Origin of the sequence: Klebsiella sp. B345, assembly GCF_051131735.1 — a bacterium.
Classification (GTDB): domain Bacteria; phylum Pseudomonadota; class Gammaproteobacteria; order Enterobacterales; family Enterobacteriaceae; genus Klebsiella.
Genome location: NZ_CP180443.1, coordinates 2,896,052 through 2,913,065 on the forward strand (window position 1 = coordinate 2,896,052; position 17,014 = coordinate 2,913,065).

At 58.1% G+C, this 17,014-nt stretch carries 17 protein-coding genes; 7 read left to right on the forward strand and 10 right to left on the reverse strand.

All coding sequences use genetic code 11. The annotated features are described in order from the left end of the window. Positions 1-1,371, reverse strand: a complete 1,371-nt coding sequence (locus tag ACMYSO_RS13640) for an MFS transporter (RefSeq protein ID WP_434665286.1) — start codon at positions 1,369-1,371, stop codon at positions 1-3. 232 nt (positions 1,372-1,603) lie between these two features. Then, the gene (locus ACMYSO_RS13645; RefSeq protein ID WP_434670809.1) at positions 1,604-2,545 is read right to left on the reverse strand and encodes a LacI family DNA-binding transcriptional regulator; all 942 of its coding nucleotides are present in this window, start codon (positions 2,543-2,545) and stop codon (positions 1,604-1,606) included. Between the two features lie 293 nt (positions 2,546-2,838). Here ACMYSO_RS13645 and ACMYSO_RS13650 point away from each other — a divergent pair, with 293 nt between their 5' ends. The 4 genes from ACMYSO_RS13650 to ACMYSO_RS13665 all read left to right on the forward strand — a co-directional run bounded on the left by ACMYSO_RS13650 (position 2,839) and on the right by ACMYSO_RS13665 (position 6,465). Continuing rightward, positions 2,839-3,153: a PTS sugar transporter subunit IIB gene (locus ACMYSO_RS13650; protein WP_123757045.1), complete on the forward strand. Its 315-nt coding sequence runs from the start codon at positions 2,839-2,841 to the stop codon at positions 3,151-3,153. Between the two features lie 11 nt (positions 3,154-3,164). Next, entirely contained in the window at positions 3,165-4,490 is a 1,326-nt protein-coding gene (locus ACMYSO_RS13655) for a PTS sugar transporter subunit IIC (RefSeq protein WP_434582448.1), read from the forward strand. 136 nt (positions 4,491-4,626) lie between these two features. Further along, positions 4,627-4,929 carry a PTS lactose/cellobiose transporter subunit IIA gene (locus ACMYSO_RS13660; protein ID WP_434582447.1) on the forward strand — a complete coding sequence of 101 codons (303 nt, stop codon included), beginning with the start codon at positions 4,627-4,629 and terminating at the stop codon, positions 4,927-4,929. Positions 4,930-5,085: 156 nt separating this feature from the next. Next, positions 5,086-6,465, forward strand: coding sequence for a carbohydrate porin (locus tag ACMYSO_RS13665; RefSeq protein ID WP_434665288.1), 1,380 nt, complete (start codon positions 5,086-5,088; stop codon positions 6,463-6,465). 67 nt (positions 6,466-6,532) lie between these two features. Here the strand turns inward: ACMYSO_RS13665 and phnV are convergent, their stop codons facing one another. The 5 genes from phnV to phnR all read right to left on the reverse strand — a co-directional run bounded on the left by phnV (position 6,533) and on the right by phnR (position 11,303). Next, positions 6,533-7,330, reverse strand: coding sequence for a 2-aminoethylphosphonate ABC transport system, membrane component PhnV (gene phnV / locus ACMYSO_RS13670; protein WP_434665290.1), 798 nt, complete (start codon positions 7,328-7,330; stop codon positions 6,533-6,535). Positions 7,331-7,332: 2 nt separating this feature from the next. Further along, entirely contained in the window at positions 7,333-8,193 is an 861-nt protein-coding gene (gene phnU, locus ACMYSO_RS13675) for a 2-aminoethylphosphonate ABC transporter permease subunit (protein WP_434665292.1), read from the reverse strand. Positions 8,194-8,195: 2 nt separating this feature from the next. Beyond that, complete coding sequence (gene phnT / locus ACMYSO_RS13680) at positions 8,196-9,305, reverse strand: 2-aminoethylphosphonate ABC transport system ATP-binding subunit PhnT (protein ID WP_434665294.1); 1,110 nt, start codon at positions 9,303-9,305, stop codon at positions 8,196-8,198. A 5-nt stretch (positions 9,306-9,310) separates the two neighbouring features. Beyond that, on the reverse strand, positions 9,311-10,324 hold the full coding sequence (gene phnS / locus ACMYSO_RS13685; protein WP_434665296.1) for a 2-aminoethylphosphonate ABC transporter substrate-binding protein: 1,014 nt from the start codon (positions 10,322-10,324) through the stop codon (positions 9,311-9,313). Between the two features lie 259 nt (positions 10,325-10,583). Further along, complete coding sequence (phnR, locus tag ACMYSO_RS13690; RefSeq protein ID WP_434665299.1) at positions 10,584-11,303, reverse strand: phosphonate utilization transcriptional regulator PhnR; 720 nt, start codon at positions 11,301-11,303, stop codon at positions 10,584-10,586. Between the two features lie 143 nt (positions 11,304-11,446). On the opposite strand from phnR, the gene phnW reads away from it, so the two are divergent. Beyond that, on the forward strand, positions 11,447-12,550 hold the full coding sequence (phnW, locus tag ACMYSO_RS13695; RefSeq protein ID WP_434665302.1) for a 2-aminoethylphosphonate--pyruvate transaminase: 1,104 nt from the start codon (positions 11,447-11,449) through the stop codon (positions 12,548-12,550). A gap of 9 nt (positions 12,551-12,559) precedes the next feature. After that, positions 12,560-13,369 carry a phosphonoacetaldehyde hydrolase gene (phnX, locus tag ACMYSO_RS13700; RefSeq protein ID WP_434665303.1) on the forward strand — a complete coding sequence of 270 codons (810 nt, stop codon included), beginning with the start codon at positions 12,560-12,562 and terminating at the stop codon, positions 13,367-13,369. Between the two features lie 53 nt (positions 13,370-13,422). Here phnX and nepI read toward each other — a convergent pair whose 3' ends face one another. The 3 genes from nepI to ACMYSO_RS13715 all read right to left on the reverse strand — a co-directional run bounded on the left by nepI (position 13,423) and on the right by ACMYSO_RS13715 (position 15,847). Next, positions 13,423-14,604, reverse strand: coding sequence for a purine ribonucleoside efflux pump NepI (gene nepI / locus ACMYSO_RS13705; protein WP_434665305.1), 1,182 nt, complete (start codon positions 14,602-14,604; stop codon positions 13,423-13,425). A 154-nt stretch (positions 14,605-14,758) separates the two neighbouring features. Beyond that, positions 14,759-15,280: an SRPBCC domain-containing protein gene (locus tag ACMYSO_RS13710; RefSeq protein WP_434587078.1), complete on the reverse strand. Its 522-nt coding sequence runs from the start codon at positions 15,278-15,280 to the stop codon at positions 14,759-14,761. 114 nt (positions 15,281-15,394) lie between these two features. Further along, the gene (locus ACMYSO_RS13715; protein WP_434665306.1) at positions 15,395-15,847 is read right to left on the reverse strand and encodes a DUF1198 family protein; all 453 of its coding nucleotides are present in this window, start codon (positions 15,845-15,847) and stop codon (positions 15,395-15,397) included. A 229-nt stretch (positions 15,848-16,076) separates the two neighbouring features. On the opposite strand from ACMYSO_RS13715, the gene ACMYSO_RS13720 reads away from it, so the two are divergent. After that, positions 16,077-16,982, forward strand: a complete 906-nt coding sequence (locus ACMYSO_RS13720; protein ID WP_434665308.1) for a LysR family transcriptional regulator — start codon at positions 16,077-16,079, stop codon at positions 16,980-16,982. Positions 16,983-17,014 lie beyond the last annotated feature (32 nt).

The following is a 17,014-nucleotide window of genomic DNA, read 5'->3' on the forward strand; positions in this document are numbered from 1 at the left end:
TTATCGGTTATGCACTGTGCCTGACAGCGCGCTAAGATCGGCCTCTGTTTGCCGAGGCTTCGGGTGGTTCATACGGTGCAGTAAAATCGCGGCCCCCGCCAGACAGGCAGGTAGCGCCAGCACCAAAAAGATTGAAGAGTGGCCCGGGACCGCCAGCATAATCACGCCGCCCAGCGTCGAGCTGAGTATCGCCCCGGTACGCCCGATGCCGTGCATCCAGCTCACGCCGGTGGCGCGGATTTCCGTCTGGTAATAGGCTGGCGAGTAGGCCTGCAGGCCATTCTGCGCGCCGTTAATGCACATGCCGCTGATAAAGATCAGCACCGACAGCGCGGCGGAGCCAAAATCCATCAGCCCCTGCGTCAGCAGACATACGCAGCCCAGGAAATAGGTTACCGCAATCACCGCTTTTGCTGACGTGCGGTCCATCAGATAGCCCACCAGAATGCCGCCCAGCGGGCCGCCAAGCTGGAACAGGCCGGTAATGATCGCCGCCTGCTGCAGCGATAATCCGCCGGAGCGCAGAATGGTCGGCAGCCAACCGTTGAGCAGATAAATCACAAACAGGCCCATAAAGTAGGTCAGCCACAGGGCGACGGTACCGCGGGCGTAACCGTTGCGAAAGAGTTGCGCCACTTTATTGTGCCGCGAGATTTGCGGCGCGTTCAGCTGAAAACGCGTTTCGCTGCTGAAGCTACCGCCAAGACGGTTCAGCACCCCGGCAATCTGCCCGGACGGCAGCCGACGGGCCACCATATTCATCGCCGACTCCGGCAGCATCACTATCATAAACGGCAGGACCACCAGCGGCAGCACGCCGCCGAAAATCAGCGCCGAATGCCAGCTGTAATGCGACAGCAGCCCGGCGGCAATAAAGCCCCCTAGCCCGGAACCGACATTAAAGCCGCTGTACATCAGGGTGATCATCAGCCCCTTGCGACGCTCAGGCATATATTCCGCCACCAGCGTGACGCAGTTCGGCATGACCGCCCCCAGACCCAGCCCGGTCAGAAAACGCATCAGCGCCAGCTGCGACGGGCTTTGCGCCAGTGCCCCGGCAAGGCTGAAGAGGGCGAAAAGCGCCACCGACCACAGCAGGATGCGTTTGCGACCGTAGCGGTCGGAGAGCGGGCCGGCTACCAGCGCGCCGATAGCCACACCAAACATGGCCGCACCGAGCACCGGGCCCATTTGCGCCCGGCTGATGCCCCAGTCTTCAATCAGAGCAGGGGCGATAAAACCCATCACCGCCGCGTCATAGCCATCAAGCATGATGATGACAAAACACAGCAGCAGGACGTTCCATTGAAAGCGCGAGATCGGTCGGGTATCGATCCACGCCTTCACATCGACAACACGAGAGTGGTTCATAGGGTCACTTCCTTAAGCAGGCGGTACGAATGTTCTGGTGACTGTTTTTTTTGGATTGAACTTTCGTATTCAACTTAAGGCAGTCCCCGGGCGCTGTCTGGTTCAAAAAACCGGCGTCAGCTATGAGTTCTGTTTATATTGTGAAGTGGACGACAAAAAAGAGGGGCATAAAAAAACCCACAGCGCGGCGGCTGTGGGTGGTGATTATCGGCGGTAATGGTGGCGAGTGGTATCAGCGGTTCGGAATGATTAAATCGCCGCGCAGCATACTGCCGCCGAGCATGTGCGTTTTTTCCGTCAGCCAGCTGACAATGCGCGTTGCCATCGCATCCATCGAATACTCAATGGCCGGAATGGTCGGGATACCGGGCAGCTGTAACGATCCGGCCAGGCTAAAGACCATCACTTTTTCCGGCACCGCCCGGTTGAACGCCATCAGCTGTGGCACGACATGCTGCGCCTGCTGCTCATCAGCCACCAGTAAGGCATTGAAGTTCAAGGTGGTCGCATTGTTGACCAGCTCCTGAACTGCCACCGACGGCGAGGTGCTGTCGAGGAACACCAGGTTGCGATTAAACGGCAGGAAGTTTTTCTCCAGCGCGTGCTTGTAGCCCAGCAGCACCTGCTCGGCAAATCCCCCCCCTTCCGGATGGATCAGCGCAATCTGCCGACGTCCCTGGCTAATCAGATAGTTACAGGCCGTTTCCGCCGCAAACGCGTGGTCAAACTGAATGCTGTTGGCCCCTTCACTCTCCAGGCAGTCAATCAGCGCCACGTCCGGACGATCGATATTCAATGGGAAGCGTGCGCCAATAATCAGTACATCGTCACACAGTCCACAGCTCAGCTCTTCCAGCGAGTTCATTACCCCGGCACGGGTATTGGCAAAGCGCAGCAGCAAATGTTTTTGATGCTGGCTCAGTTGCTTTTCCAGGGCATACAGGTAGCTGGTGGTTTGATTAATATTGTCCTGCGCGCAGATCACGCCAATGCAGCCGGTAGTCTGGCTCAGCAGCGACTGGGCGATCATATTGGGCCGGTAGTTGAGCTCTTCCGCCGCCTGCAGCACCGCCTGACGACTGGCCTCTTTTACGCCGCGCGTACCGCTCAACACCCGAGAGACGGTCGCTTTGGATACTCCAGCTAAACGTGACACATCATTGATTGTAGACATCATTATCCCCTGACAGGGTCCGTCCGATCCCCGTAAATTCCTGGTCCTGAATCGCTTCAATAATAACCATCGCAGTATATCCGTTTCCATTTTCATTTGGAAACCGATTCTCCATTTCACGGAAAAACATCGCAGAACTAGCCAATTTCTGTGAGCGAAATCCAATTAATTAGCGGCATAAGGAGAAGATCTTGACAGTCATCACAGTTCTGTTTTTTATGAATGGAAACCGGTTTCCGTCTGATATCAAATCATCCACGCAATAACTTTTTACATTTTGAGGATAAGTGTCGATGTACAAGATTATGCTGTGCTGCTCTGCAGGAATGTCCACCAGCTTACTGGTCAGAAAGATGGTAGATGTGGCAAAGGAACGTAACCTGCCGGTGCAGATTGACGCCTATGGCGTTTCCGAATTTGACATGCAGTTTCCGCAGTACCAGGTGGTGCTTCTTGGCCCTCAGGTGAAATACATGCTGAAAACCCTGTCTGACAAAGCCGCTTCGCTGAATATTCCGGTCCAGCCGATTAACACGATGGACTACGGCATGCAGCGAGGAGATAACGTTCTGGATTATGCCCTGTCGCTGATTAACCCGGCGCAATAAGAGGTGTTCAAATGAGTTCTCTGTATCAGTCCATGATTGCCGTGATCGAGCAATCTATTACTCCGCTGGCAGGACGCCTTGGGCAGCAGAAATATGTTATCGCGATTCGCGATGGCTTCACTGCCGCATTGCCGTTTATGATCATCGGCTCTTTCATGCTGGTATTTATCTTTCCTCCTTTTTCACCGGACACCACTAACGGTTTTGCCCGCGGCTGGCTCGATTTCTCCCAGCAGTATCGCGAACAACTGATGCTGCCGTTCAACCTCAGCATGGGGGTAATGACATTCTTTATCTCCGTCGGGATTGGCGCAAGCCTCGGTCGCCAGTTTCAACTGGACCCGGTGATGTCCGGCCTGCTGGCGTTTATGGCCTTCTTGCTGGTCGCCGCCCCGTATGCTGATGGCAAAATCTCTACCCAGTATCTGTCAGGCCAGGGGATCTTCACGGCGTTAATTACCGCGATTTACTCCACCCGCATTTATGCGTGGCTGAAACAGAACAACATCACTATTCGCCTGCCGAAAGAGGTTCCGACCGGCGTGGCCCGCTCTTTCGAAATTCTGATCCCGGTACTGGTGGTCATTGGTACCCTGCATCCGCTGAACCTGTTTATCGAAGCACAGACCGGCATGATTCTCCCGCAGGCGATTATGCATCTGCTGGAACCGCTGGTTTCTGCTTCTGACTCCCTGCCGGCGATTCTGCTCTCCGTGCTGATGTGCCAGATTTTCTGGTTTGCCGGGATCCACGGCTCGCTGATTGTCACCGGGATCATGAACCCGTTCTGGATGGCGAACCTGTCGGCCAACCAGGCCGCACTGGCCGCTGGTGCCGCGCTGCCGCACGTCTATCTGCAGGGTTTCTGGGACCACTATCTGCTGATTGGCGGCGTTGGCTCAACCTTACCGCTGGCCTTCCTGCTGCTGCGTAGCCGTGTGGCGCATCTGCGGACCATCGGCAAAATGGGCATCGTGCCAAGCTTCTTCAATATTAATGAACCGATTCTGTTCGGCGCCCCGATTATCATGAACCCGATGATGTTTATCCCGTTCGTGTTCGTCCCGATGATCAACGCCATCCTTGCCTATGGCGCCACCCGCCTCGGCTGGCTGTCACAGGTGGTTTCCCTGACGCCGTGGACCACACCGGCACCGATCGGCGCCTCCTGGGCCGCCAACTGGACGCTCAGCCCGGTGGTCATGTGCGTGATTTGCATGGTGATGTCTGCGGTTATCTACCTGCCATTCCTGCGTGCCTATGAGCGCTCATTGCTGAAAACTGAAGTCGAAAAAGCCAAAAACGTCGTTCCGGTTGCCGAAACCGTTGGTCAGTAATCATCGGGGAATACACTCTTAATTGTATTTCCCAGGTTTCCTAAATAATAAATCGACAACACCTTCTGGAATAATGCGAAAAAGGAATTTTCGCTACATTCTTTAATATATAGATTTAATCACCTCAGGATTAATTATGATTGAACTAGAAGAAGCGGTAATGGAAATTATCGTGAATGCGGGACAGTCACGCTCATTATGTTTTGAAGCGTTACATGCGGCCCGTAGCGGTAATATCGATGAAGCCAAATTACTCCTTAATGAAGCCGATGGTTATGCTCGTCGTGCGCACCAGATGCAGACCCAGCTCATCGAGCAGGATGCCGGTGAGGCGCGCCAGCCGATGACCTTAATCATGGTGCATGCGCAGGATCATTTAATGAACTCACTGCTTGCCCGTGAATTTTCAGAAGAGATGATTCACCTGTATCAGCGTTAATTTATTAATAAAATCACACTGAATAATAAGTCCCTTTATTCTTCAGCGTAGCTGTACCCTAAATAAACCGGATCAGCTTGCCCCGATAATTATATTTCATTCGGAGCGGGATGGTTATTGTCTGAACATCAATAAAATATTAAATGTGAGATAACCATGAAAACAATAAAAAGACTGCCATTAGCCATGGCGGTAGTCGCCGCGCTGTGCCCAATTTCCGTAATCGCACAAGATTTTACTCAGGACCAAATCGACGCCATTGTGGCAAAAGCCGTCGATAAAGCGCTGGCCGACCGCCAGGCCAAAATCGATGCTGCCGCCGATAAGAAAGTGGATGTGGTGACCAACCCGCAGACCACCGCCGCCTCCCCGGATATGGCGATTCCGTTCGGCCTCAAATTCAGCGGCTACGCCCGTTACGGCGCGCAGTTCCAGACCGGCGACCAGAAATTTGTTGGCGTGGACGGCTCCTATAACGGCGCCTCGGCGATCGGTCGTCTGGGTAACGAAGGCAACGGCGGCGAATTCCAGATAACCAAAGCTTTTAAGAGCAGCCAGGGCGCGATCTGGGATATCAACGTGATGTTCGACCACTGGAGCGACGAAGTTAACCTGAAAAAGGCTTACGTCGGCGTGACCAACGTGCTGGAATCCAACCCGAACGCCTATATCTGGGCCGGTCGTGACTTCCACCAGCGTCCGCAACAGGGCATCAACGACTACTTCTGGATGAACCACGACGGCCAGGGTGCCGGGGTGAAGAACTTCGATATTGGCGGCGTGCAGTTTGACGTGGCGACGGTGTCGCAGGTGGAATCCTGTAGCCCGGAAGTCATGGCCGATGAGTCGAACCCATCGCGCATCACCTGTACCGGCGGTTCCGGCACCGGCGACGACGGACACTATGCGCTGACCTCGAAAATTCACAACATGAAAGCCGGCCCGATCGATGTCGAGGTGTACGCCAACTATGGCTTCGACTCGAAAGCGGTAGACGGAGATGAGCGCCTCGATGCCTGGCAGGGAGGTCTGGTGCTGAGCCATACCAACGACAGCGGCGTCAACAAGGTTATCCTGCGCTACTCCGATAATTCGGATAACAGCGTGTATAACAAAACCGACGACCTGACGACGGTGTATGCCAGCTTTGAAGGTAGCCATAAGTTCACCCCGCAGGCTCAGGTCGATTACCTGCTGGCATTCCACGATTATGACGACGGCAAAGACAATACCGACAACCGTAAAAACTACGGCGTGATCGTGCGTCCGATGTACTTCTGGAACGAGGTGCATTCCACCTGGCTGGAAGCCGGCTACCAGCGTGTTGACTACGATCAGGGCGGGGATAACAAAGGCTGGAAGCTGACGCTGTCGCAGAACATCTCCATCGGTATGGGTCCGGAATTCCGTCCGATGCTGCGCTTCTACGTCACCGGCGGTCAGGTGGATAACAAACATACCGCGAAAGTGAACAACACCGACGACAGCCAGCTGGATTCGCTGAACGTCGGCGGGATGTTCGAAGCCTGGTTCTAAGATCCGTTCCCGGGCCGCGGCGTTAGCGCCGTGCCCGGGCGACTCGGTATACCACAACGGTGTGACGTTATTTCTGGCTCAGGCGGCGGGCGATACGCTCAAGCTTGATCATCAGTAATAGCGTCACCCCCGCCAGCACGATGGTAAGCGCCGAACCATCAGCAATATTGCCGCGGTCGGTCAGGCTGAAAATCGTCACCGGCAGCGTCGTCCAGCCTGGCGGATAGATCATCACCGTAGCCCCCAGTTCCCCCATCGACAGCGACAGGCTCAGCGCCAGCGCGGAGATCATCCACGGCATCATCAGCGGCAACGCCACATGGCGCAGGCGATACCACGGCGATGCCCCCAGGCTTGAGGCGACATTTTCAATATCCGGCGAAATACGCGCCAGCCCGGTGGAGACGTTGCTGAACGTGAAGGCGGAAATCAGTACGAAGTGCGCCGCCAGCACGATCCCGAAAGTCCCGTTCATCTGCAACGGCCCCTGGCTGAAAGCCACCAGAATCCCCAACCCCACCGACACCGACGGGATCGCGCTGGGCAGATAAAACGCCAGCCCCAGATAACGCTGCAGACGGGCGCTGAACTGGCGCAGAGAGAGCGCGGCCCACATGCCACACAGCAGGGCAAACAGACTGGCGCAAAAGCCCACCACCAGGCTTGAGAACAGGGAATCCCAGGCGGCGCCCCGAAACGCATTCACAAAATGACCGAAGGTAAACCCCGACGGCAGCAGGCCGTTCCACTGCTGGCTCAGGCTGGACATCAGGATCACCGCCAGCGGCAGGAAGAAAAAGCCGGCAAACAGTACCACCGCCAGCCCACCCGCCGCCGCACGGCCTTTACGCGACCAGATTAACATCGTTAGCTCCTCACGCCGGTACGCGCGGCGGCCAGTCGGTAGAGCATAAACAGCCCCAGCGACAGCAGAATATTGATCAGCGCAATCATGCAGGCCACACTGTAATCGGACTCAAGAATCGCCTTGCTGTAGACCATCATCGGCAGGGTATTCACCCCTTTCGCGCCGATAAACAACACGATACCGAACTCGTTGGTCGTCAGCAGCAGACACAGGCTGCCGCCCGCCATCAGCGCCGGTAGCGCTGCCGGGAAAATTACCTGGGCGATCACCCGCAGCGGATGGGCCCCGAGAATGCTGGCCGCCTCCAGTTGGCTTTTATCGATCTGTCGCAGCCCGGCCATCAGCGGGCGCATCACCAACGGCGTGAACACGGTGATTTCCGCCAGGATCACCCCCTGAATCGAGTAAAGAAAATCGACCGGCGGCAAGGCGAAATCGAACAGCGACATCAGCGTGCCGTTTAACAGCCCCGCCGAGCCGTAGATAAAGGTGAAGGCCAGGGTGATCAGAAACGTCGGCAGGGCAATAAAGGTATCGATCACCCGGCCAATCAGCGCGCTGCCGGGGAACGGAATAAAGACCAGAATCAGCGCCAGCAAGCTGCCGAGCACCAGACAGCCGAGCGTGGCGCACACCGCGATTTGCAAGGTATTCAGCAGAGCGCCGATAAAACGCCGTGAGTCGATCACCTGCCAGAAGGTCCCGAGGCTCAGATGACCACTGTCATCGCGCAGCGCCTGTTCAGCAATCAGCAGCAGCGGGTAGAAAAACAGCGTCGCCAGTACCAGAAGCGGCAGCAACAGCCACAAGAAGGGCCGCAGATTCAGGGCCGGGCGCGAAAGCGTGAGCATGTGCGACATCGTTATACCTCAATCAGGACCGCATCGTTCGGTTCAAAGTAAAGCGTCAGCTTGTCGCCCGCACGGGGCAGCGGATTGACATGTGTCATCACAATACGCACCGCTTCGCCGGCAACATCGCACAGCAAATGGGTCAAATCGCCCTGCCAGTGTACTGAGGTCAGCGTGGCATGGAGCCGGTTACTGGCCGCCGAGCGCGGCGCCAGGCTCATATGCTGCGGGCGAATACACAACAGCTTGTTATTGCCGTGCTGGCCACCCTGGCTGAAAGCCTGGATCAGCCCACCGCCGCAGCTGACGCTGACCAGCCCTGGGCCGACCATATCGCTCAGCGCCATGGCCTGCAGGATATTGGCGCGGCCGAGGAATTCGGCACTAAAGCGGTTAGGCGGATTGTGATACAGCTGATGGGTCTCTCCATGGGCAATCATCGAACCGTCTTTCATGATGCCAATCTTGTCCGCGAGGGTCAGGGCCTCGGTCTGATCGTGGGTGACATAAAGAATAGTCAGTTCCGGCAGTTCACGGTGCAGACGAGCAATCTCCTCCACCATGTTGTGGCGGATTTGCGCATCCAGCGCCGACAGCGGTTCGTCGAGCAGCAACACCCGCGGGCGAACGGCAATGGCCCGCGCAATGGCGACACGTTGCTGCTGACCGCCGGAAAGCTGGTGCGGATAGCGAGTGGCATAGTCCGCCATCCCGACAATTTTCAGCGCCTCCTTGACCCGGTCGACGATCAACGCTTTTGGCTGCTTTTGCGCCCGCAGGCCGAAGGCGACGTTATCTTCCACCTTCATATGTGGAAACAGGGCGTAGTTTTGCACCACCATCGCCAGGCCGCGCTTGTAGGGCGGCAGCCCGGTAACATCGGTATCGCCGATCAGAATGCGCCCGCCCGCCGGTTGCACAAACCCGGCAATCGCCCGCAGCACCGTGGTTTTTCCGGAGCCGGAGGGGCCGATCAGCGCCAGCACTTCCCCGGGTTCGATGGTCAATGACAGCGGTTTCAGCACCACGTTGCCGTGGTAGGACACGCGCAATGCGTCGAGGGTTATCCCGGAGGTCCCCGCCTGCGCCGGGGAATGGGAAGCAGTGGTTTTCATCAGCATCTGGCTTACTCGCTGTCGGTCACTTGATGCCAGCGGGCAATGTCTGCCGATAGCGATACGGCCACATCATCCCAGTTCGGTTCCCAGCTTTTTACCCCTTCGAGCGCTGCTTTTGCCGCCTGATAATTGCCGTCGGTTGGCGTGACATCGCTACGCACCGGCAGGCCCCAGGAGAGCGCGCTGACGTGGCTCTGCGCCGGTTTATCCAGCAGGAAGTTGATCAGCTTTTTGCCGTTTTCGCTCTGCGGACCGTTTTTGACCAGGCCCACGGTGTACGGCAGGGCCAGGGCGCTGCGTTCGCCATTCTCGTCCGCCGGCCAGAAGATTTTCACGTTGGGGTTGCGGGCAATCTGCGACAGGTTCATCTGCAGGTCGCCGTTAGCCACAAACAGTTCGCCTTTATTCACCAGCGCGGTCAGTTTGCCGGTGGAGGCGGACGGGCCGACGTTATTGGCCTGTAGCTTGCCGAGATAGGCAAAGCCCGCATCTTTACCGCCGAGGCTGTGGAAGGCCTGCAGCATCACCGCGGTACCATCGCCGGCCTGGCCCGGGGTGGAGTACTGGAGTTTGTTTTTGAAGCTGCTGTCCAGCAGCGCCTGCCAGCTGGCCGGGGCGCTTTTTAACAGCTGGCTGTTATAGATGAAGGTCAGGTAGTTGTTCACCAGCGGCGAGTAGTGGGCGTTGGCGCCGGGGATCGCGTCGCTGCCCTGCGGGGTAAATTCGGCGAGCAGGTTTTCTTTGGCGGCGCGCTGGATAAACGGCGGCACGGTAACCAGCACGTCGGCCTGCGGGTTGGTCCGCTCTTTCGCCAGACGTTCGACAATCGCCCCGGAGCCGCCTTCCACGTACTGAACTTTGATGCCCGTCGCTTTGGTGAAGGCGTCGAACTGGTTCTGATACCAGCTGTTGTCGCCATCATGCAGGCCGTCAGCGGAATAAACCGTGACCACGCCGTCGGCCCAAACCGGGGTACTGGCGAGTGCGAAAGCGGAGAGCAGAGCAAGTCGGGAGAGTTTCATCGTATCAGCCTCATTAGGGTGGTGATGTCAAATGGTCTATACCAGATTGAGTGTCACGCTACCGGGGATTTATGACAGAACGATGAACGAAGTATGTCGAAAGGATGAAAAGCGGGAGAACTCAGGAAGGTTGAACTCGTGCAGAGATTTCCCCCGGAGGCGGTGCATAGCACCTGTCCAGGCTATCTGATAGCGGTAAATCAGTAGCCCGGTCAGCGTAGCACCACCGGGGGAAAGGCCGCATGTAGGGCCGGTAAAATCAGTGGGTATCGACTTCGATGCGCAGGCTGTCGTGGCGCCAGTACTCGATATCGTAATCCAGAATGCGCCCGTGCTGATCGTAGTTGAGGCGGCGCAGCAGCAGCGCCGGACGGCCTTCCATCACCCCCAGCGCCTGCGCGGCCTGCGGCGGCATCGAGGTGGGATAGAACGACAGATGCATACTGGTATATATCAGGTCGTAATGGGTCTGATAAATCTCGGTCAGGCTGCCGTTAAGATCGTGGCGCAGCAGCTCCGGCACCCGCGCTGGCAGACAGTGGTTTTCGCTGTAGCAGATCGCCCGCCCGTCGGCGTAGCGCAGACGCGTCAGCAGGTACACCTGATCGAACAGCTGCAGCGCCAGCGGCGCCATCACATCCAGCGGCACCGCGGCGAGCCGGCCATTCAGCAGAACCGTTTTTGGCTCCCGCCCCTGCTCCAGGCACAGCTTGTGGAAGTTGGTGTTTTGCGTCGGGTCCAACCACAAGCGCTCCGGCGTCACAAACCAGCCGCGGCGATCGGCACGATAAATCACGCCGCTGGCCTCCAGCTGCACGAGGCTCTCACGCACCGTAATCCGCGTGGTATTGAACAGGCTACACAGTTCGCGTTCTGACGGCAGTTTGTCGCCGCTTTTCAACGCGCCGTTTTCGATACGAGCCTGCAATTGCGCCTTAATCAACAGGTATTGCGGCGTCTCGCCAGAGGGTGATTTCATGATGTCTCGCACACAGATTGGATAGCGCCATTATACCCATGGAGATGAATTTTTTGTTGCAGCGCGATCTTTTCTTTGACCTTTTGCCGCCATTATCACCATTATAAAACTAATCTGGTATAGACCAAAAAATGGTGAGACAAATGACGTCACGTAATTACCTGCTGCTGACCCCTGGCCCGTTAACCACCTCTCGCACGGTGAAAGAGGCGATGCTCTTCGATAGCTGCACCTGGGATGATGACTACAACCTCGGGGTGGTGCAGACCATTCGCCAGCAACTGGTCCAGCTGGCAACCCCTGCGGAAGGCTACACCTCGGTGCTGCTGCAGGGCAGCGGCAGCTACGCGGTGGAGGCGGTGCTCGGCAGTGCCCTCAGCGCGCAGGACAAAGTGCTGATCGTCAGCAACGGCGCCTACGGTGCGCGGATGATTGAAATGGCGCAGCGCATGGGCGTCGCCTGTCAGCCGTACGATTGCGGCGAAGTGGCCCGCCCGGACGTGGCAGAGATCGAAAAGATCCTGCAGGCGGACCCGGCGATCAGCCATATCGCGATGGTCCATTGCGAAACCACCACCGGGATGCTTAACCCGATTGCCGAGGTGGCAGTGCTGGCACAGCGCTACGGTAAACGCTATATCGTCGATGCGATGAGCAGCTTCGGCGGCATTCCGCTGGACGTCGCCGCGCTGAATATCGACTACCTGATAAGCTCCGCCAACAAGTGCATTCAGGGGGTACCGGGGTTCGCATTCGTGATTGCGCGTGAAAGCGAGCTGGCAGCCTGCGCGGGCCGCTCGCGCTCGCTGTCGCTGGATCTGTATGCCCAGTGGCGCTGCATGGAAGATCATCACGGCAAGTGGCGCTTCACCTCCCCGACCCACACCGTGCTGGCCTTTGCCCAGGCGCTGAAAGAGCTGGCCGCAGAGGGGGGCGTGAGCGCCCGCCATCAGCGCTACAGCACCAACCAACGTCGGCTGGTGGCCGGCATGCGCGCCTTAGGTTTCCAGCCGCTGCTGGATGACAGCCTGCATTCGCCGATCATCACTGCCTTTTACTCGCCGAAGGCGCCGCAGTACCGCTTTGACAGCTTCTATCAGCAGCTTAAAGCGCAGGGCTTTGTGATCTATCCGGGGAAAGTCTCGCAAAGCGACTGTTTCCGCATCGGCAATATCGGCGAAGTTTACGACGCCGACATCACCGCCCTGCTGACCGCCATCGATAACGCCATGTACTGGACACACTGAGGAACCGCCATGAACCGTATTACCGCACTGATTCTTGACTGGGCCGGCACCACCGTGGACTTCGGCTCCTTCGCGCCAACGCAGATTTTTGTCGAGGCCTTCCGCAAGGCGTTTGACGTCGAGATAACGCTGGCGGAGGCCCGCGTGCCGATGGGGCTTGGCAAGTGGCAACACATTGAAGCGCTGGGGCAGCTACCCTCGGTGGATGCCCGCTGGCAGGCGAAATTTGGCCGCGCGATGAACGCTGCCGATATTGACGCGATCTACGCGGCGTTCATGCCGCTGCAAATTGCTAAAGTCGTCGACTTTTCTGCACCGATCGCCGGCGTTGTCGACACCATTGCCGCCTGTCGCGCCGAGGGCCTGAAAATTGGCTCCTGCTCCGGCTACCCGCGCGCGGTCATGGAGAAGCTGATCCCCGCCGCTGCCGCCCAGGGCTACGCCCCGGACCATTGGGTGGCTACCGATGACCTGGCCGCCGGCGGGCGTCCCGGCCCGTGGATGGCGCTGCAAAACGTCATTGCCCTCGGCATTGATGCCGTCGCGCACTGCGTGAAGGTCGACGATGCCGTTCCGGGTATTACCGAAGGGCTGAACGCCGGGATGTGGAGCGTCGGGCTGGCGGTGTCCGGCAACGAGTTTGGCGCGACCTGGGAGGAATATCAGCAGATGACGGCAGAAGCGGTCGCCACCCGTCGTGAACAGGCGGCTGAAAAACTGTATGCCGCCGGGGCGCATTATGTGGTCGATACCCTGGCCGATCTGCCGGGCGTCATTGCCGACATCAACGCCCGTCTGGCAAGAGGTGAGCGCCCGTAGGCGTAGCTCGTGTTCCCCAGGCAGCGGCCGTAACGCCGTGCCTGGGCGACAGGTTAGACCCGGACTTTGGTGGCAACCAGTAGCCCGGTCAGCAGCATTAAGGCCCCGGAGATCATCAGCGGCGACAGCAGACCGAGATGGTCCAGCGCCACGCCGCCCACCGCCGCACCGCAAGTGTTTGCCAGCTGGATCACCGCCACCTGAATCGACCCGGCTTTTTCCGCCTGATCGGCAAGAGAGCGAGTGATCCACGTTGACCAGCCCACCGGAATCAACGCGAAGGCGAGGCCCCAGATAATCGCCACCGTCGAGGCCACAATTTTGCTTTCGCCCCACAGCACCAGCACCGCCGCGCTGACAGCCAGCACCACCGGCGCAATCGCCAGCGCCGCTTTCACCGAGCGCTTGAGCAGCACGGAGGAGAGCGATGTCCCGACAAAGCTGGCAATGCCGAAGCTCAGCAGCACCAGCGTCAGGCCAGAAACATCAAAGCCGGCGAGGTTCATAAACACCGGGCGGATATAGGTAAAGAAGGAAAACTGCCCGGCAAAGGCCATAAAGATGGCGCACATGCCGGCCATCACGCCGGGGCGCTTTAACAAGCCAAACATATTTTGCTGCTGTGACGGTGATTCGCCCGGCAATGAAGGCAACGCCTTGATCACCCAAATCGTACACACCACACCCATCACCGCCGCAGCGTTAAAAACATTACGCCAGCCGATAATCCCGCCGAGGAAGCTGCCCAGCGGCGCGGCGATCACCAGCGCAATCGACACCGCGCCAAAGATAATCGACAGCGCTTTCGGCACCACCCGCATCGGCACAAGGCGCATCGTCAGCGAAGCCGACATCGCCCAGAAGCCGCCCAGCGCCAGCCCCAGACAGGCACGGCCCAGCAGCAGCAAGGTAAAGCTGTTAGCAAAAGAGACCAGCAGGCACGAGAGGGTCAGCAGCACGGAAAACAGAATGACCACGTAGCGACGGTCGGTGCTGCGGATAATCGAGGTAATAAACAGGCTGGAAAACATCGCCACAAAAGCGGTCGTGGTGACCGACTGCCCGGCGACCCCTTCAGAGATACCTAAATCCTGAGCCATCGGCGTGAGCAAGCTAACCGGTAAAAACTCCACGGTAATCAGGCAGGCCACGCAGAAGGCCACCGCAAATACCGCCGACCAGTTCGGTCGCGCAGTCTGGTGAGCATGTGGCGTGGAGGCATTTGAAGACGTCATGGGTTACCTGCATGGTTGGAGAGCGGAAAAGCTGCGCAGTGTAACATTTTGTGTGTGACTAATTTAACAATTCAATCACGTGAAGCTTGATTATTACCGGTAAAACGGCTGGCAAGCCTATCAGACAAGGCTTGCCAGCGCACAGAATGCTAAATTAGCCGCGCTGTGCGTTTTTGGCCGCCGTGGCCAGGCCGCAAATCCACTCCTGATGGCCGTTGATCATCGGGTTCGGCAGGGTCTGCGCCAGCGCCTGTGCCGGCGCTCCTTTCTGTGACTCCTGGGTCAGAATCCGCACGCGACCGCCGGGCAAATCTTCGAACAGCCAGGCGTGGATCACGTCCAGTCGCGTGGTAGCATCCCCTTCTGCCCAACCATGCCACGCGATGCGTGCTGCCTGTCCGGCCACTGGCGGGACATATTCGGTCACCTGCGCTTCAATCGGGAAGCCGAAGGTTGAAAAACGAAAGCGGGCGTTGGCGCTCAGCGTCGGGCCGCTGCCGTCATGAAAACGGATATCGGCCACGTTGCTGTAGTAGGTGGGCCATAGGGTGGTGTCGTCGAGCTGCGCCCAGATTTCCGCCGCGGTCAGACCGCTGACGATGATTTCATTGGAGGCAAAGTTATCGGTTGTCCCCGGCAGGTAATCTTCCGGCCAGACGATAGCGCTTTGGTGCATTGACTGTTTCATAAGAGACCTCGTAACGGTGAGCTTTAACGAGGTCAATCATCTGCCGGGAGGTGATATAAATCTAATCATCATCATTGATGATGATTATCACATGCGGTGATATCAGTGCAGCCAGTGGACGCCATCTTCCGGTAAAAACAAGGCGTTATAGCGCTGTTGTAGCAGGACAATATCGCTCAGTTCCGGGTCCAGCTCGCGTAAAAACCCCTGAGCCAGACGGATCTGGGCGTCGGTGATCGGCGCCGCCAGGCGGGCCTTTTGCATCAGCCGATACCAGTAGTGCAGATTGCGCTCGCTGCCATCGACGATCCCCACCTGCCAGATCAGCAGAACCTGGGCGGCGTTTTGCAGATGCGCCTCGTTGGGGCGCTCAAGATAACGCAGATACTCGTGACCGGCGGTTTTCCCCAGCGCATCGATCATCGATTCCAGTGGCTCCGGGGTAATGCCCAGGCGCTCGCTCAGGCGGCGAACCGCACGGCGTGAATCAGAGGTAAGTACCCGAAAACCGACAACAAATACGACCACCAGCGTGGCCAATCCTATCCAGACCATTCATCCTCTCATTCTCTATCCGTCATACTTCACACTGCAGATGCGTTGGCTACGCGCGTTCACCCCGGCCAGACGTTATCTCTGCCTCAGGGGAGCCGCTCCCTTGCCGCTTTCCTGTAACCTGAATGAGTGAGGGTATCCCGCATCCTCACTATCATAATGGGAATTTGCGCGCTGTCGACTCCCCGGCGTACCATAATGTGACTTATCGTCGCTGCGGATGGCCATCATGAAATCTGATATCAGAAACCTCGATCTGAATCTGCTGAAAGCACTGGACGCGCTCCTCGATGAACGTAGCGTGACCCGAGCAGCGGCGCGGCTTTCGCTGACCCAGCCGGCGGTCAGCGGCATGCTGACGCGCCTGCGGGACGCTTTTAACGACCCGCTGTTTGTCCGCGCCCCACACGGTATGGTGCCGACCCTGCGCGCGCAGGCGCTGGCGTTGCCGGTAAAGCAGCTGCTGGCGGATGCCGACGCGCTGCTGCAGCCAGCCATTTTCGATCCGCAACGGGCCGAATTAACCTGGACGATAGCCGCCACCGATTATGCGCTGAAGGCGGTGATTGTTCCGTTTATCGCCGCGCTAAAGCCCCTGGCTCCCGGTATCCGGGTGCGTATTATTCCGGAATCACCGCAGACCCTGTTCAGCCAAACCGAACGCGGGGATGTTGATATTGCCCTGCTGACGCCCCGCTCCACGCCCCCCGAGCTGCACAGCCGGGCGCTGTATCAGGAAGAGTACGTGTGTCTGATGCGCGCGGACCACCCTCAGGCTGCGGTGCCGTTAACCCTGGATCGGTTCTGCGCGCTGGAGCACGTGCTGGTCTCCTGGCAGGGCGATAGCTTTCGTGGCGTGACCGATGAGGCGCTGGCGGCGCTGGGACGTTCGCGGCGGGTGGGGCTGTCGGTGAGCAGTTTTCTGGTGCTGCCGGAGGTGCTGGCGGTCAGCGATATGATTGCGGTGGTGCCGCGTCGGCTGGCGAAAATGGCGAGCGGGATGCACATCGCCCCACCGCCGCTGGCAATCCCCGGCTTTACCAAAAGCATGGCCTGGCACGAACGTAGCCACCGCGACCCCGCGCAGCAGTGGCTGCGGGAGCTGCTGCACCAGACGGCCCAGCTGGAGAGATAAAAAAAGCCCGGCGCTAAGGCCGGGCAAGGTTA

Coding starts and splice junctions, on each gene's coding strand:
- ACMYSO_RS13640 (WP_434665286.1), bottom strand. CDS start 1,371: ATGAACCACTCTCGTGTTGTCGATGTGAAGGCGTGGATCGATACCCGA.
- ACMYSO_RS13645 (WP_434670809.1), bottom strand. CDS start 2,545: ATGTCTACAATCAATGATGTGTCACGTTTAGCTGGAGTATCCAAAGCG.
- ACMYSO_RS13650 (WP_123757045.1), top strand. CDS start 2,839: ATGTACAAGATTATGCTGTGCTGCTCTGCAGGAATGTCCACCAGCTTA.
- ACMYSO_RS13655 (WP_434582448.1), top strand. CDS start 3,165: ATGAGTTCTCTGTATCAGTCCATGATTGCCGTGATCGAGCAATCTATT.
- ACMYSO_RS13660 (WP_434582447.1), top strand. CDS start 4,627: ATGATTGAACTAGAAGAAGCGGTAATGGAAATTATCGTGAATGCGGGA.
- ACMYSO_RS13665 (WP_434665288.1), top strand. CDS start 5,086: ATGAAAACAATAAAAAGACTGCCATTAGCCATGGCGGTAGTCGCCGCG.
- phnV (WP_434665290.1), bottom strand. CDS start 7,330: ATGTTAATCTGGTCGCGTAAAGGCCGTGCGGCGGCGGGTGGGCTGGCG.
- phnU (WP_434665292.1), bottom strand. CDS start 8,193: ATGTCGCACATGCTCACGCTTTCGCGCCCGGCCCTGAATCTGCGGCCC.
- phnT (WP_434665294.1), bottom strand. CDS start 9,305: ATGCTGATGAAAACCACTGCTTCCCATTCCCCGGCGCAGGCGGGGACC.
- phnS (WP_434665296.1), bottom strand. CDS start 10,324: ATGAAACTCTCCCGACTTGCTCTGCTCTCCGCTTTCGCACTCGCCAGT.
- phnR (WP_434665299.1), bottom strand. CDS start 11,303: ATGAAATCACCCTCTGGCGAGACGCCGCAATACCTGTTGATTAAGGCG.
- phnW (WP_434665302.1), top strand. CDS start 11,447: ATGACGTCACGTAATTACCTGCTGCTGACCCCTGGCCCGTTAACCACC.
- phnX (WP_434665303.1), top strand. CDS start 12,560: ATGAACCGTATTACCGCACTGATTCTTGACTGGGCCGGCACCACCGTG.
- nepI (WP_434665305.1), bottom strand. CDS start 14,604: ATGACGTCTTCAAATGCCTCCACGCCACATGCTCACCAGACTGCGCGA.
- ACMYSO_RS13710 (WP_434587078.1), bottom strand. CDS start 15,280: ATGCACCAAAGCGCTATCGTCTGGCCGGAAGATTACCTGCCGGGGACA.
- ACMYSO_RS13715 (WP_434665306.1), bottom strand. CDS start 15,847: ATGGTCTGGATAGGATTGGCCACGCTGGTGGTCGTATTTGTTGTCGGT.
- ACMYSO_RS13720 (WP_434665308.1), top strand. CDS start 16,077: ATGAAATCTGATATCAGAAACCTCGATCTGAATCTGCTGAAAGCACTG.